15 protein-coding genes and 1 pseudogene are annotated in these 14006 nt (G+C 65.6%); 10 read left to right on the forward strand and 6 right to left on the reverse strand.

Features of this window, described 5'->3' with window-relative positions; genetic code table 11:
* Positions 1–14: 14 nt before the first annotated feature.
* Together ACVWW6_RS23765 and ACVWW6_RS23770 are read right to left on the reverse strand one after the other, a co-directional pair.
* Entirely contained in the window at positions 15–560 is a 546-nt protein-coding gene (locus ACVWW6_RS23765) for a response regulator (protein ID WP_011088265.1), read from the reverse strand.
* A 109-nt stretch (positions 561–669) separates the two neighbouring features.
* Entirely contained in the window at positions 670–1449 is a 780-nt protein-coding gene (locus ACVWW6_RS23770) for an NAD kinase (RefSeq protein WP_038967522.1), read from the reverse strand.
* A 247-nt stretch (positions 1450–1696) separates the two neighbouring features.
* Here ACVWW6_RS23770 and ACVWW6_RS23775 point away from each other — a divergent pair, with 247 nt between their 5' ends.
* The gene (locus ACVWW6_RS23775; RefSeq protein ID WP_011088262.1) at positions 1697–3259 is read left to right on the forward strand and encodes a S10 family peptidase; all 1563 of its coding nucleotides are present in this window, start codon (positions 1697–1699) and stop codon (positions 3257–3259) included.
* Here the strand turns inward: ACVWW6_RS23775 and ACVWW6_RS23780 are convergent.
* Together ACVWW6_RS23780 and ACVWW6_RS23785 are read right to left on the reverse strand one after the other, a co-directional pair.
* Entirely contained in the window at positions 3249–4634 is a 1386-nt protein-coding gene (locus tag ACVWW6_RS23780) for a serine hydrolase domain-containing protein (protein WP_390894389.1), read from the reverse strand. The genes ACVWW6_RS23775 and ACVWW6_RS23780 overlap by 11 nt on opposite strands.
* Before the next feature lie 108 nt (positions 4635–4742).
* Complete coding sequence (locus ACVWW6_RS23785) at positions 4743–5285, reverse strand: tetratricopeptide repeat protein (RefSeq protein ID WP_456681464.1); 543 nt, start codon at positions 5283–5285, stop codon at positions 4743–4745.
* Positions 5286–5537: 252 nt separating this feature from the next.
* Here ACVWW6_RS23785 and ACVWW6_RS23790 point away from each other — a divergent pair, with 252 nt between their 5' ends.
* The 4 genes from ACVWW6_RS23790 (at position 5538) to ACVWW6_RS23805 (ending at position 8026) form a co-directional block, all read left to right on the forward strand.
* Positions 5538–5906, forward strand: a complete 369-nt coding sequence (locus ACVWW6_RS23790; RefSeq protein ID WP_028175882.1) for a His-rich protein BRANT — start codon at positions 5538–5540, stop codon at positions 5904–5906.
* A gap of 196 nt (positions 5907–6102) precedes the next feature.
* Positions 6103–6537 carry a hypothetical protein gene (locus ACVWW6_RS23795; protein ID WP_271612021.1) on the forward strand — a complete coding sequence of 145 codons (435 nt, stop codon included), beginning with the start codon at positions 6103–6105 and terminating at the stop codon, positions 6535–6537.
* A gap of 286 nt (positions 6538–6823) precedes the next feature.
* On the forward strand, positions 6824–7531 hold the full coding sequence (locus ACVWW6_RS23800; protein WP_028175884.1) for an outer membrane protein: 708 nt from the start codon (positions 6824–6826) through the stop codon (positions 7529–7531).
* 252 nt (positions 7532–7783) lie between these two features.
* Entirely contained in the window at positions 7784–8026 is a 243-nt protein-coding gene (locus ACVWW6_RS23805; protein ID WP_011088257.1) for a DUF6719 family protein, read from the forward strand.
* Between the two features lie 21 nt (positions 8027–8047).
* Here ACVWW6_RS23805 and ACVWW6_RS23810 read toward each other — a convergent pair whose 3' ends face one another.
* Both ACVWW6_RS23810 and ACVWW6_RS23815 read right to left on the reverse strand, forming a co-directional pair.
* Positions 8048–8302 (reverse strand): hypothetical protein, encoded by a 255-nt coding sequence (locus tag ACVWW6_RS23810; RefSeq protein WP_011088256.1) that lies wholly within the window; start codon positions 8300–8302, stop codon positions 8048–8050.
* Between the two features lie 305 nt (positions 8303–8607).
* Positions 8608–8997: a hypothetical protein gene (locus ACVWW6_RS23815; protein WP_038967517.1), complete on the reverse strand. Its 390-nt coding sequence runs from the start codon at positions 8995–8997 to the stop codon at positions 8608–8610.
* Between the two features lie 103 nt (positions 8998–9100).
* Here ACVWW6_RS23815 and ACVWW6_RS23820 point away from each other — a divergent pair, with 103 nt between their 5' ends.
* The 5 genes and pseudogenes from ACVWW6_RS23820 to ACVWW6_RS23840 all read left to right on the forward strand — a co-directional run bounded on the left by ACVWW6_RS23820 (position 9101) and on the right by ACVWW6_RS23840 (position 13757).
* Positions 9101–9280, forward strand: a complete 180-nt coding sequence (locus tag ACVWW6_RS23820; RefSeq protein ID WP_028175886.1) for a hypothetical protein — start codon at positions 9101–9103, stop codon at positions 9278–9280.
* A 435-nt stretch (positions 9281–9715) separates the two neighbouring features.
* Positions 9716–10060: pseudogene (locus ACVWW6_RS23825) on the forward strand (methyl-accepting chemotaxis protein); the annotation flags it as partial.
* 245 nt (positions 10061–10305) lie between these two features.
* Positions 10306–11025: a class I SAM-dependent methyltransferase gene (locus ACVWW6_RS23830; RefSeq protein WP_011088254.1), complete on the forward strand. Its 720-nt coding sequence runs from the start codon at positions 10306–10308 to the stop codon at positions 11023–11025.
* A gap of 80 nt (positions 11026–11105) precedes the next feature.
* Complete coding sequence (locus ACVWW6_RS23835) at positions 11106–11819, forward strand: class I SAM-dependent methyltransferase (protein ID WP_456681465.1); 714 nt, start codon at positions 11106–11108, stop codon at positions 11817–11819.
* A gap of 99 nt (positions 11820–11918) precedes the next feature.
* Positions 11919–13757: an outer membrane protein assembly factor BamB family protein gene (locus ACVWW6_RS23840; protein ID WP_456681466.1), complete on the forward strand. Its 1839-nt coding sequence runs from the start codon at positions 11919–11921 to the stop codon at positions 13755–13757.
* Positions 13758–14006: the final 249 nt, after the last annotated feature.

The raw sequence follows: 14006 nt of genomic DNA on the forward strand, positions 1-14006 counted from the left end.
CCTGAGACGTTGCGCTAGATGGTGGAGCGGGCCTTGTCGAGCAGCGAGGGCTGCTGCAGCACCTCGTGCTTTTCGCCGACACGGCGCTCGGGGCCCATATAGGCGGAGTTCGTGTTGCGGCGCCGGTCCGGACCGAAATAGGTCTTGGTCTTGATGAAGGGCCGGGGATTGGCGACCACGTTGAGGATGCGCTGATAGAGCCCCTTGGCCGAGATCGGCTTGGCCAGGAATTCGGTGACTCCGGCATCGCGCGCGACCGTGACGCGGCGCTTCTCGGAATGGCCGGTCAGCATGATGATCGGCGCGTAAGGATTGCCCTTGGATTCCGGCTGCCGGATCATCTGCGCGAGCTCGAGCCCGTCGAAGATCGGCATCGCCCAGTCGGTGATGACGATGTCGGGCACGTAGTGGCTGTACATTTCCAGCGCCGTGGCGCCGTCCTCGGCCTCGTAGACTTCGCGCGCGCCGAAGGAATGCAGCAGCGTCCGCAGGATGCGGCGCATGTGCGGATTGTCGTCGCAGACGAGGAAGCGCAGCTTGTTGAAATCGATGCGGAACATGACGCCTGGGCCAGAGCGGTCAACCTTCGTTAACCATATCGTGGCTGGGGTTAACGAAGGGTTGCGACCGGGCGTCCCAAAGCGCCGGTCAAGGCGCCGGGCAGGGGGCTCAGTACCCGAACTGCTCGCGCAAAATACGCTCTTCCAGGCTGTGGCCGGGGTCGAACAGCATGCGCATCGAGATGGTCTTGTCGGACAGCACCTCGACGCGGCGGACGTCGCGCACCTCATCGTGGTCGGCGACCGCGGCGACGGGGCGCTTGTCGCCCTCCAGCACCTCGATCACGACATAGGCCGTGTTGGGCAGCAGCGCGCCGCGCCAGCGGCGGGGGCGGAAGGCGCTGATCGGGGTCAGCGCCAGCAGCGCGGCGTTGATCGGCAGGATCGGTCCCTGGGCGGACAGGTTGTAGGCGGTCGAGCCTGCCGGTGTCGCCACCATGATGCCGTCGGCGATCAGCTCGGGCATCCGCTCGCGCTCGTCGATCAGGATCCGCAAGCGTGCCGCCTGGTAGGTCTGACGGAACAGCGCGACCTCGTTGATAGCGTGGTGCAGGTGGACGCGGTCGTTGACGTCGGTCGCGCGCATCAGCAGCGGATTGATCTCGGACTCCTGTGCCGCCTCGAGCCGCGCACGCAAATCGTGCGTCGAGTATTCGTTCATCAGGAAGCCGACCGTGCCGCGGTGCATGCCGTAGATCGGCTTTCCCGTGTGCATGTTCTGGTGCAGCGTCTGGAGCATCAACCCGTCGCCGCCGAGCGCGACCACGATGTCGGCTTCGTTCGGGTCGCAATTGCCATAGTCGCTGGTGAGCTGGCCGAAGGCGGCCTGCGCCTCGCTGCTCGGGCTGGCGACGAAGGCGATCCGGTCGTAGCGCGCTGGCTTGGTCATGGCTTCCGGGCAGGGCCGCTGGCTCGAGTAAGTTCCGCCGGGCTCGTCTATACACCCGGGCCTGCATTGTCGAGGATGACCGCCCTTCAAGGCAAACGGGCGGCTGCCGATTCGGGACGAAACCGGGTCGTTTCGAGCCCGATCGGCCTCCTTGGGCGCCCTCGAGTCCACAATCCCCCAAACCGTCGCAATTTTGCGCTAGGCTTTTGGCCTCGCCGGGCTCTCACAGCCGGCAGGGAGAACGATCATGACCACGAGTTTGCCGAGCCGCGCGATCCTGGTGCTGGCGGTGTCGGCCTTCGCGCTTGCGGGCCTTGCGCGTGCGGACGATCCGCCGCAGCCGCGATCTGAGACGGCGGCGCCGGCCGGACAGAAAGGCGGACGCGGCGGCGGCACGCAAAGCGCGCAGCAAGCTTCGCCGTCGGCCGCCGAGCCGCACCGTCTTCCCTCGGATTCGACCACGAAGCAGACGCTCGATCTGCCCGGTCGCACGCTCAACTTCGCCGCAACCGCCGGCTCGATCCGCGTGTTCGATGGCAAGGGCGAGCCGCTGGCCGACATCGCCTACACATCCTATGAGCTCGACGGTTCAGACCGCGCGACGCGTCCCGTGACGTTCCTGTTCAACGGCGGACCCGGCGCGTCCTCGGCATGGCTGCAGTTCGGCGCTGCGGGCCCGTGGCGGCTGCCGCTCGATGGCGAAGCCCTTTCGCCATCGGCCTCGCCCGACGTGAAGCCGAACGCGGAGACCTGGCTTGATTTCACCGATCTGGTCTTCATCGATCCCGTCGGCACCGGCTACAGCCGGTTCGTTGCGACCGGCGAGGACGCGCGCAAGTCCTTCTATTCCGTCGACGGTGACGTCAATGCGATCGCGCTGGTGATCCGCCGCTGGCTCGAGAGGCATGACCGGCTGGTCTCGCCGAAATACGTTGCAGGCGAGAGTTATGGCGGCATTCGCGGGCCGAAGGTGGTGCGCCAGTTGCAGGTCCAGCACGGCGTCGGCGTCAGGGGATTGATCCTGGTGTCGCCGCTGCTCGACTTCCGCGAGTTCACCGGCACCAGCCTCCTGCAATATGTCGCAACGCTGCCGAGCTATGTGGCGGTGGCGCGCGAGGCCAAAGGACCGGTCAAGCGCGCCGATCTCGCCGACGTCGAGGCTTACGCGCGCGGCGAATTCCTGGCCGACCTCGTCAAGGGCGAGGCCGACAAGGAGGCCACCAATCGCCTTGCCGACAAGGTCGCCGAGCTCACCGGCATCGACCGGGCGGTGAGCCGCAGGCTCGCCGGCCGCTTCGACATCGGTGAATTCCGCCGCGAGTTCGACCGCAAGAACGGCAAGGTGACGGGACGCTACGATGCCTCTGTCCGCGGCCTCGATCCCTATCCGGATTCGGGCAATTCGCGTTTCGGCGATCCCTCGGGCGACGCGCTCCAGGCGCCGTTGACGAGCGCCGCGGTGGACGTCCTGACACGCAAGCTCAACTGGCGGCCGGACGGCTCCTATGAAGTCCTCAACGGCGCCGTCGAGGGGCAGTGGGATTTCGGCCGCGGCATCAACCCGCCGCAGTCGGTGTCGGATCTGCGGCAGGTCCTCGCCGCCGACGCGAAGCTGAACGTGCTGGTCGCGCATGGCCTGTTCGATCTCGCCACGCCCTATTTCGGATCCAAGCGGGTGCTCGACCAGTTGCCGGCCTTCGCGACGCAGCGGATCAAGTTCGTCGTCTATCCCGGCGGCCACATGTTCTATTCGCGCGACGGCTCGCGGCAGGCGCTTCGTGGCGAGGTCGAGGGATTGATCAGGGAGTAGGCCGACGCTTGCGCGGTGGATATTGGCGCGCGATCTCGCGGGCGACGACGCTCGCAGGCTTGACGTTGGCGCCGGCGAGCCAGATGTCGCTGACCTTGCCGCGAGCATCGCGGACGCGGCGCACCGGCTCGCCATGACTTGAATGGCCGGCGGCGGCGGCAATCCTGCCGGTATCGCGGCCGGTCACCTCGATCTCGCCGGCATCCATGAACGGATTGTTGAACTGCGGGTTGGCGATGAGCACACGGTCGCCCATCGGCACGAGGTCAGTCGCGCCCCAGATCGTCCACCAGCGGCCGGTCCAGTCGCGTACGCGCCGGTCGGGTGCGCCGCGGGTCTTGAACGTTCGCAGGATCTGCATCGCGCCGTCCATCCAGAACGGCGCAGCGCCGTCGATGGAGTTGCTGATGATGCTGATCGCGAGCTCGCAGGCGGGAATGGCGCAGGTCCGCGAGATATAGCCCTGGAAGTGACCGCCATGGCCGAGCCAGTCCCAGCCGTCGAGCTTGCCGGCGCCGATGCCCAAGCCGTAATAGGCCTCGAAACTCTGCGGGATACGCCAATGATGTCGTGTCATCTCGCGGCGGCTGGCGACCGACAGCACGCTCTTTCTTGCGTTGGGCGCGAGCTGCGCGAAGAAACGCGCCGTATCGGCGGCGGTGGCGGCGAAGCCCGTGGCGGACGCCATCGCGTGTGTGGGATTGTCGCCGGGGATCACGCAGCGCTCGCCCAGCGGCACTTTTCGCGTGTGACCGCGTGCGAACGCCGCACCTTTGGGGAGCGGCGCGTCCGGCTCGGTCTCGCGCAAACCCGCGGGTTCGATGATCTCGCGCTTGATCCAGGCGGTGTAGGGCTCCTTCGTCACCGCTTCGATCACGAGACCGAGCAGGCCAAAGCCGTGATTGGAATATTTGAAGCGCGTGCCGGGCTCGATCGCGGTCGGTAGCTTCAGCTCCGCGAGCAACTCCTCCGCGTTCAGATACGGACGACGATCGATGAACTGGCCGGAATCGGCGCCGTCGCGCGTCAGCCCGGCGCTGTGCGAGAGCAGTTGCGCGATCGTGGTCTCGGCGACGCGCGGATGCAGGCCGCCGACATACTGCCCAACGGAATCGTCGAGTCGAAGCTTGCGCTGCTCGCGCAGCTTCATGATGCCAGCCGAGGTAAAACTCTTGGAGTGCGAGGCGATGCGGAAGCGGTGGCGCGGCGTGAGCTTTTCGCCGGTGTCGAGATTGGCAACGCCAAATGCATGCTCGGCGACGACCTCGCCGCGATGGGCGAATGCGACGATGACGCCCGGCTGCTGGATTGTCGTCTGCTGGAATTCGATCCAGGAGCTGATGTAGTCGATCGCGGATCGCAGCCACGTGTCCATTGCGCACCGATTTGCGAGGGGAGGATTGGTGCGCGAGGCTAGCCGAGAAAGCAGAACCGGCACAACCCCTAGGTTGTGCCGGTTCGCGTCGTTCGGAAACGGGATGGCTTAGTAGACGAGCGTCGCGCCGGTCGGCTTGTCCAGCGCCGCGGCAAGCGAGCGATACTCGGAGCTGTCGGTGCCGGCGAGCGAGGCGATCTTGTTCAGGTGATACTGCGCCTGCTCGCGGTTGCCCTGCTCGAGCTGCCAGAGGCCGTAATACTGCCAGGTGCGGACGTGGTTCGGATCGTCCTTCAGCGCCAGCTCGTAATAGACCTTCGACGACTGGTAGTCGCCGAGCTTGCGATAGGCATAGCCGATCAGATTGGCAACGTCGGCGACTTCGTCGCGCTTGAGCGACTTCAACTGATCGATCGCGCCGGTGTAGTCATGATTGTCGTAGATCGTGGTGTAGGCGGTGCGATAGGCAGCAAGGAATTTCGGATCGCTGACGGACGAGCTCTTCTTCTTGCCCTTCTTGGTCGAAGTGTCCGACTTCGGCGGCGACGAGGGCTCGTCGCTCCCCGCGGCATAGGCGCTGGTCAGCACCGGCCCGGCTGCGAGCGTCATGGCAACGAGCCCCGGCAGCAGAAGCATTGAGAGTTTGCGCATCTAAGTTCTCCCGTATGGAACGTGGCGATCCTACACGATTGCCCGAAGACCGGAACACCCAACGGGCGAAAACATTCCCGCTTCGCACGATCTATTCGCCTCTGGGCAGATGACAAACTTGTCATCCAGATGAACGGAAGCCTGCAACCGGCTTCAGACTGGGTTCAGCGCGCGAGGCCTAGGCTCCCACCTACGATCGAAGGGTTGGCGAGAGGGCGCCCGCCTGAAGATCCTTCCAAGAGGAGATCAACCATGTTGAAGACCATTTCCGCAGCCTTGCTCGCAGCTTCCGTGATCGCAGCCCCGGCCTTCGCCGCCGAGGCCGGCAAGACCACCACGACCGCGCCGGTGATCAAGGCGGACCAGAGCCAGACCAAGGTGTCGAACACCGCCGCGAAACCGGATGCCGGCGTCAAGGCCGACACCAAGGCCGCCGACGTCAAGGCGGACGCCAAGGTCGACACCAAGTCGAAGACGATGAATGCGAACGCCGCGGTCACGCCCGACGAGCACAAGACCGTGCGGACGCATCGCCATCACCACAAGCATCTGTCGGCCAAGAAGTCGCTGAAGGCGCAGCCGGACGCGACCAAGCCGGTGACGACCGAGAAGCGCAGCTAACGACTGATCCCGCGCGGCGGCATCCCTGGCATTGCCCCGCCGCCGCGTGCGGAATTCAGGCCCGGTCCGCTGTCTCGGTGCCTTGCGCGAAAGCGCAAGGCACCGGCGGCGGGCCGGTGCGCCTGCAAGCGAATTCCCTTCGTGCAACCTTGGGGCTAGAACATCTCCGAGTCTGAGCGAGCGGAGAGCGTGACCTGTGGGGCGATTGGCGAAACGTGCGGTGAGCCTGCTATTGATCCTGGCATTGCCGCTGGCGCTCGCAGCGTGTTTCGGCAGCGACGGTGACCGTCCAACCCTGATGGATGGGACCCAGGCTGGAGGTCCTCAGCCTTTTCCCGACAATTTCCGCGGTGACACGCTCGCCCTGATGCGCGCCTATCTGAACAATCCGGTCGGCGTGCGCGAGGCCGGCATGGCCGAGCCGGTGTTGCGCGAGCTCGGCGGCCGGCAGTTCTACGTGAGCTGCCTGCGCTTCACGCCCCGCGAGACCGACGGCAGCTACAAGGGCATGCGCGAGCGCGCCGTCGTCTTCGTCAACGGACGGGCCGACCGTGTTCTCGATCGCGCCAGCGAGCTCTGTACCGGTGCGGTTTACGCACCCTTTCCGGAACTGGAAAAGATGATGCGGTAGCGCAAAGCCCGCCTTCATCGGCTGGTGCTAGGACTGCAGTCGCCGGAGCCGCTGGATCACATTTTGGCGAGCTTTGAACGGGGCGGGTTCGCCTTGCGACAGATTGTTACGGCAAGCCTTGCGCAGGCGACAAAACAGCCGGTGCAGGGCAACGTGACGGAACAAAATCGCGATGTTGCCACCCCGTCACAGTAGCGAACGATCAACGTTCCGGCATCGCCGCGAAGCAACCTAATTCACGCCACGTTGTTTCCTGAGTGTCGAATTTGAAAGAACGGGGATGATCATGAAAACGATCTTGCTGGGCGCAGTCGCTCTGCTTGCGCTGGCCGCGCCGGCCGCAGCGGCCGACATGCAGCCGCGCGCCTATACCAAGGCACCGGCCTATACGCCGCCGCAGGTGATCTACAACTGGACCGGGTTCTACATCGGCGGCCATGTTGGCGGCGCGTTCGCCGGCGACAGCAGCTTCCAGTCGAGCGACGCCCGCTTCCTCGGCGGTGTGCAGGGTGGCTTCGACTACCAGTTCGCGCCCAATTGGGTCGTCGGTGTCGAGGCCCAGTATTCCTGGCTGCCGACCAACAACAACGGTGTCACGTTCCCACTGGGAACGCAGGTGACGTCCAATACCGACCAGCTCGGGTCGGTGACAGGCCGGATCGGCTACACCTGGGGTCCGGCGCTGGTCTACGCCAAGGGTGGTTACGCCTGGCGCAATGGCGGCCTTGGCGTCAACGTCGCCGGCGTGCCGCAGGGCTTCACCGCCACCGGTAACAACAAGGACGGCTACACCGTCGGTGCCGGCCTCGAATACATGTTCGCGCCGAGCTGGTCGGCCAAGGCCGAGTACCAGTACTACAATTTCGGTAGCACCACCTTCACCTCCGGGCCGGCCGACATCGTCGGCGTCCGCGGCCGGGAGGACGAGCATACCGTCAAGGTCGGTGTGAACTACCGCTTCGGCTGGGGTGGTCCGTCAGCCTCGCGCTACTGACCCGCCAGCGGCAATCCCAGTTCCGACAAAGGCCGGCTCCCGCCGGCCTTTTCGTATGCCGGCCCGTGCTGGCGGCCGGTTCTTTGCTTTGCGTGAACCATCTGGCGCGTCATTTGCAAGCAAACATTCCGGCGCGCGCCTTCTCACGCGTGTCATGGGGCTGGCGTAAAGCAAAAATAATTTTTGCCGCTTACGGAACTCGCGCTCCGGAACGCGTTATATGAGAATTATCGGGCTGGTGGGACGACGGTCATGCGTATCTTGGTGTCGGCAGCGGTGCTCGTGTGCTTCGTCGGCGGGCCGTGCACTGCTCAAACAATCCTCAAATCCGAGCCTCTGATGCTGGCACCTTACGAGGTGGCCTTCGTCAAGGACGCCTCCTGTCCGTCCGGCAAGGTGTTGAAGGTCACCGGTGCGATCCGCGGGCTGCACCGCCGCAAGGCCTGCGTGGCGCTGGCCGGCGAGCAGGCATCGCTGGCGACCGCGACGCCCTGAACCCCGGCTTCCGGCCCGACCTTACAAATTCAACTGAAGCTCTATCCTGGACTGGCGCTCGGCCTCCGCCTTGTTCGTGGCGGGGTCCTCGCCCTGCGCTGCCCGGCAGGGCTTAATCTCGTAGTCGTTGTCGAGCACACGCCGCGGCCCGGCACGGTTGTCGTCGGCGCTGACATCCACGACGAGACCGCTCCGCTGCGCCAATTTCCAGACGTCGGACTCATCAGGATAGGCCTTGCTGATCTGGGCATCGTTGCAAAACAGGGCGTAGGGCATTCTTCCCGCTCCCGGAAAGCGCGTTAACGACTTCAATGGCGAGGGGTTCCGGCCGGCGGTTGATCACGGCGCCGTGATCGCGGTGCCCGGGGTCCTTGAGTCGTAAACGAGTCCTGAATCTCCAAAAAAAGAATCCCTGGGACTCTCCGGCCGGAATCAGCGGATGTTTTCGGCCATGACGAGCGACCTGAAAACCTCCTGCGGGCACATGCTCCTGCCGCTGACAGTGGCGCTGCTCGGCGCCTGCGCAGCCAATCTCTGGCTGGTTTGGTCCTGGCTGTAGGTCGCCAGACGGACGGCCTGCCTTACTTGGCGGCCGGTGGAGGAGGGCCGGCGTCGCGGATGGCGGCGCGGACTTTTGTCAGGGTCGCCGCGCAATATTCCTCGCGCTCGCGCTCGAACCGCTCCTGATGCTTGCGGAAATTTGCGATCCTGGCCTGCATCTCGGTACGGAAATCGCCACCCGTGCGGGGCGGCGGGACCTGGACGGGCCGAGCTTGAGGGGCGGGCGGAGATACGGCCGGTGGCGGGTCGGTTTCGATCGCGATGGCCTGCACGGTCACGATTTCCGTGGTCACCGCGAATGCAGCAGGCGGGCTTTCCGGCGGATGGAGGTCATCCTTCTTGCCGGTTACCGATTGGACGAAGGCCAGTGTCTGCGCGATCAATGCGTCGCGCTCTCGGATCCACTTCATGGGCCACCCCCGTTAGGGGTACTCCACCAAAGCTCGAGGGACGAATCAAGAAGATATCCTCCGAGGGATTGCATATTTTTCCCGGTCGCCCGACAGTGGGCGCATGGATGCCGGAAAAGAGCAGGCGGATGAAGCCGAAGGATTGAGGCTCGTTCGCGCGTTCCTGTCGCTGCCGCCCGACAAGCGGGCGGAGGTGATCGCGTTCGCCGAGGAATTGGCGCGGGCCCATGGCCAGCCCGGGGAGGGCGAGGGCACGTCTCCGAAGGGCACATCCCAGAGGTGAGTGCTATCGCTCTCGCGGGTTGACGTTGGGCACGAAGGGCGCACCGACCACCCGGACCGCCGCCGGGGCTGCGGCCTCGACCGGCCTGCTGTCGGCGACCTGCCTCTCCGGAGCCTGTCCAAAGACGGGCTCGTACAGCGCAAGAGCGCCGGCTACGACGACGCAGCACAGCGTCACCGCCCCCAGCAAGAATATGTCTCGATGGTCTGCCCTGATCCGCATGGGGCAAGAACGAGCGACGTACGTGCTTGGTTCCGCACCAGATCGGCGACGTGGCCAGGACGGTCGAAGAGTTCAAGTCCAACGGACTCGAAGTGGAGCGGCTCAAGGCGGCGCAGGCCGAAGCCGAGAAGCAGGCGGCCGAGCAGCGTCGCCGCGACATGGTCCGTGCAGTCGGTTGCTACCGCCACGGAAGAGCTGTCCTCCTCGGTCAACGAGATCAGCCTGCAGATTTCCGGCATCCAGACCGCGACCCAGGAATCGGTGAACGCGATCCGCGACATCTCCGCGACGATCGAGCGGCTCTCGGAAGTGTCCTCGACCATTCCCGCGGCGGTCGAGGAGCAGGCCGCCGCGACTCAGGAGATCTCGCGCAACGTGCAGCAGGCCGCCCACGGCACCCAGCAGATCTCCTCGAACGTCACCGACGTGCAGCGCGGCGCGGCCGAAACCGGCTCGGCCTCCTTGCAGGTGCTCTCGACCGCAAAGATGCTGGCGACCGACAGCAACCGGCTGAAGGACGAAGTCGGAAAATTCCTCCGGACGGTGCGTGCCGCCTGAGTCCGCGCGGCGGCATCCGCCGCGCCAAGAGTCTCTATTGCGGCAGCAGCAACGCTAGCGCGATGACGAACAGCATGGCCGTCATGACGACGGCCGTAATCGCGCCGGCGGCGATCCTGGCCTTCTCTTTGGGCGTGGTAGGGCGCATCGGGTGCGCATGCTACCTGATGTTGAATTCTGATCCAATCTGTGATCAGTAGCCGTCCCCGCGGCGTTCGGCGTCCGCGCCCCTTCGAAGGCAGCCCATGACCGACGATGTCGACGACGGCTGGGCCGCGTCCGCGGCCGCCTGGATCATCGAGCAGGGTGAGGACGGCGACTACGGCCGCCGCTTCGTGCTGGATGCGCCGATGCGCGCGCGGATCGAGGGCCGCGGTTTCCGCAATGCGCTCGACGTCGGCTGCGGGGAGGGACGCTTCTGCCGCATCATGCAGCGCGCCGGCATCCGCACCACCGGCATCGATCCGACCGAGGCGCTACTCGCGCGCGCTAGGGAGCTCGACCCCCGCGGGGATTATCGGCTCGGTCGTGCCGAGACGATGGATATCGATGCGTGTTTCGATCTGGTGGTCAGCTATCTCAGCCTGATTGACATTCCCGATCTCGGTACGGCGATCGCGAAGATGGTGGGGGCACTCCGGCCGGGCGGCACGCTGCTCATCGCCAATCTGACCAGCTTCAACACCGCGGGCCAGCCCGACGGCTGGGCACGTGACCGCAAGGGCGAGATGCGCTTCGCCATCGATCACTACATGGACGAGCGCCCGATCTGGCTGAGCTGGCGCGGCATCCGGCTCCAGAACTGGCATCGTCCGCTCGGCACCTACATGACGCTGCTGCTCGACCACGGCCTCCAGCTGCGACTGTTTGTCGAACCGGAGCCCACAAGCGGCGACCCCCGCAGAAACGACCTTCATCGCCGGGTGCCCTACTTTCACATGATGGAGTGGCAGAAACCGGCTTGAGTGGAAAGGCCTGTGATTTCTGACGCGACGTTTCGCGTGTAGACTGCGCTCGCGATGGAATCTGGATTTGGAAGCGTCCGATGATCCCCAATCGTCCGCCCGTGCTCGCTCACGAACGCTTCGTTGCCGACCGTGACAATTTCGCGGGCCTCGATCTCGCCGCGCGGTTCGAGCGGATCGAGAAGACGAACCTGTGGGGCGCGGCCAGCTCGGTCTCGGGCCTCGGCTCGGAGGATCCCGCCACCGCCGCGATCCGGGACGTGCTTCCTGCGCTGCTGCAACGGTTCGGCGCGCGCTCGCTGCTCGATGCGCCCTGCGGCGATGCGGGCTGGATCGCCCGCATGAAGCTCGATCTCGACTACACCGGCATCGACATCGTGCCGTCGCTGATCGAGGCCAATAGCGAGCGCGCGGCACGAGGTGAACTGGCCGGCCGCTTCCGCGTCGCGGACATCACGCGCGATACGCTGCCGGCGGCCGACTTGATCCTGTGCCGCGACTGCCTGGTTCATTTGAGCTTCGACAACATCGCTCGCGCCGTCACGAACTTTCGTGCGAGCGGCGCGCGCTTCCTGCTGGTCACGACGTTTCCCGAATGGGATGCAAATCGCGACTGCGAGGACGGCGACTGGCGCGCGCTGAACATGGCGACGGCGCCGTTCAACTGGCCGGCGCCGCGCGAACTGATCAACGAGCGCTGCGAGGAGGGCGGCGGTGGCTGGCGCGACAAGAGCCTCGGGCTCTGGCGGCTGGATGAATTGCCTGATCGCATCCGCATTGCCACGGGGATGTGACGGACGCAGGCGGGACGCCCGTTGCCTCCGCGAATGCCGTCGCGCTACACTTTGGGTTGCATGAAGCCATCTCGCGTTGCGGTGACGATGGAGCACGCCATGAGACCGAGTGTTGCGATTGCCGCCATGCTGATCTGGTGCTGCGCGCCGGCGCTGGCGCAGCAGGAGGGCGCTGCGCTCTACGCAAGCCACTGCGCGCAATGCCACGATGGCGGCGATGCCCAAAGCCGTGTGCCGGGCCGTAGCGCCATGCAGGGAATGTCGTTCGATCATGTGCTGGGGACACTGACCACCGGCAGCATGGCCGCGATGGCGAAGGAGCGCAGCGACGAGGAACGCCGCGCGATTGCTTCCTTCGTCACTGGCAAGACTGCGACCGGCGGCGTCGCAGCCGACGCAGAAGGACGCTGCACGCAGCAGGTCCGTGGCTTTCCAGAGCCGCTTGACGGTCCACGCTGGAACGGGTGGGGCATCGACGCTGGCAACAGCCGCTTCCAGCCGGCCGACATGGCGGGGCTGACCGCGGAAGAGGTGCCGCGCCTGCGGCTGAAATGGGCTTACGCCTTTCCCGGCGCCTCGGTGTCCTTTGCGCCGCCGACGATCATGGGCGGCCTGCTATTCATCGGCGGCACCGACCGCAAGGTGCACGCGCTCGATGCGCGAAGCGGCTGCACGCTGTGGACATTCGCGACCGATGCCGCGGTGCGCGCAGCGATCAGCTTCGCGCCGCTTCCCGGCACCGATCAGTTCGTGATCTTCTTCGGTGACTTGCGCGCCAATGCCTATGCCGTGAACGCGCTGACCGGTGCACTGATCTGGAAAACGAAGGTCGAGGAGCATCCGGCCGCGCGCATCACAGGCGCGCCGACGCTGCACTCCGGCGTGCTCTACGTCCCGGTGTCCTCGCTCGAGGAGGCCGCCGGCTCGCAAGCCAGTTACGAATGCTGCACTTTCCGCGGCAGCGTGGTGGCGCTGGAGGCTGTGACCGGCAAGCCGGTGTGGCAGGCCTACACGATCCCGGAAGTGCCGCATCCGACCGGCAAGAATACGAAAGGTACGCAGCTGTTCGGCCCGTCCGGCGCCGCGGTGTGGTCGGCACCGACGGTCGATCCGAAGCGCAACGCCGTCTACGTCGCGACCAGCAATTCCTATTCGAATCCGCCGGCCGCAACCGCCGATGCGATCCTCGCGTTCGAGCTTGCGACCGGAAAGCTGCTCTGGAAGCAGCAGGCGACCCCGAAGGACGCCTTCATCGTGGCATGCTACGGCGCGGACAGGACCAATTGTCCTGACGAGCACGGCCCCGATCACGATTTCGGCCAGTCGCCGATCCTCGTGACCTTGCGCGACGGCAGGCGTGTTCTTGCCATCGCGCAGAAGTCCGGTGTCGTGCATGCGCTCGACCCGGATGATGGCGGCAAGATCCTGTGGCAGACGCGGATCGGGAAGGGCGGTGCGCTCGGCGGCAGCGAATGGGGCTCGGCCGCCGATCAGGACCGCATCTACGTCGCGAACTCCGACGTGCGTTTCCTGCACGATGGCACGCGGCGGCTGGATTCCACCCAAGGTGGAGGCCTGTTCGGTCTCGATCTCGCCAGCGGGAAGATTGCGATGGAAGTGCCTCCCGTCGCCTGCGGCGATCGCCTCCAATGCAGCCCCGCGCTGTCGGCGGCGGTCAGCCTGATCCCCGGCGTCGTGTTCTCCGGCGGCGTCAGCGGCTTCCTGCGCGCCTACGCCACAGCCGATGGCAAGCTGCTGTGGGAGTTCGATACCGCGCGAGACTATACGGCCGTGAACGGCGTCCCCGCCCATGGCGGCGCGATCGACGGCCCCGGGCCGGTCATCGCCGGCGGCATGCTCTACACCAATTCCGGCTACGGCCAGTGGAGCGGCGTGGCCGGCAACGTGCTGCTGGCGTTCGAGGTCGGGAAGGAGTGAGGGCGAGCATAGGTGCATCGCTCCACCAACTCGTCATCGCGAGCGTAGCGAAGCAACCGCAAAGTCTTTCCGCGATGACAGTCTGGATTGCTTCGCTGCGCTCGCAGTGACGGAGCAAGATGAGAAGTCATGGTCAATCCAACTCGCATCTCAAACACGGGCACAGCTCTTTCGTAGCGCGCTCCAAGCAGCGGAATGCGGGAACACCGTCCCGTATTGCGCTCCACTCCATCCGGGCCGCAGGACCCG

This window comes from Bradyrhizobium sp. USDA 3311, from assembly GCF_054062495.1.

Bases quoted from the DNA above. Each gene is read 5' to 3' on its own strand.
- ACVWW6_RS23765 (WP_011088265.1), bottom strand. From the start codon at position 560: ATGTTCCGCATCGATTTCAACAAGCTGCGCTTCCTCGTCTGCGACGAC.
- ACVWW6_RS23770 (WP_038967522.1), bottom strand. From the start codon at position 1,449: ATGACCAAGCCAGCGCGCTACGACCGGATCGCCTTCGTCGCCAGCCCG.
- ACVWW6_RS23775 (WP_011088262.1), top strand. From the start codon at position 1,697: ATGACCACGAGTTTGCCGAGCCGCGCGATCCTGGTGCTGGCGGTGTCG.
- ACVWW6_RS23780 (WP_390894389.1), bottom strand. From the start codon at position 4,634: ATGGACACGTGGCTGCGATCCGCGATCGACTACATCAGCTCCTGGATC.
- ACVWW6_RS23785 (WP_456681464.1), bottom strand. From the start codon at position 5,285: ATGCGCAAACTCTCAATGCTTCTGCTGCCGGGGCTCGTTGCCATGACG.
- ACVWW6_RS23790 (WP_028175882.1), top strand. From the start codon at position 5,538: ATGTTGAAGACCATTTCCGCAGCCTTGCTCGCAGCTTCCGTGATCGCA.
- ACVWW6_RS23800 (WP_028175884.1), top strand. From the start codon at position 6,824: ATGAAAACGATCTTGCTGGGCGCAGTCGCTCTGCTTGCGCTGGCCGCG.
- ACVWW6_RS23805 (WP_011088257.1), top strand. From the start codon at position 7,784: ATGCGTATCTTGGTGTCGGCAGCGGTGCTCGTGTGCTTCGTCGGCGGG.
- ACVWW6_RS23810 (WP_011088256.1), bottom strand. From the start codon at position 8,302: ATGCCCTACGCCCTGTTTTGCAACGATGCCCAGATCAGCAAGGCCTAT.
- ACVWW6_RS23815 (WP_038967517.1), bottom strand. From the start codon at position 8,997: ATGAAGTGGATCCGAGAGCGCGACGCATTGATCGCGCAGACACTGGCC.
- ACVWW6_RS23820 (WP_028175886.1), top strand. From the start codon at position 9,101: ATGGATGCCGGAAAAGAGCAGGCGGATGAAGCCGAAGGATTGAGGCTC.
- ACVWW6_RS23830 (WP_011088254.1), top strand. From the start codon at position 10,306: ATGACCGACGATGTCGACGACGGCTGGGCCGCGTCCGCGGCCGCCTGG.
- ACVWW6_RS23835 (WP_456681465.1), top strand. From the start codon at position 11,106: ATGATCCCCAATCGTCCGCCCGTGCTCGCTCACGAACGCTTCGTTGCC.
- ACVWW6_RS23840 (WP_456681466.1), top strand. From the start codon at position 11,919: ATGAGACCGAGTGTTGCGATTGCCGCCATGCTGATCTGGTGCTGCGCG.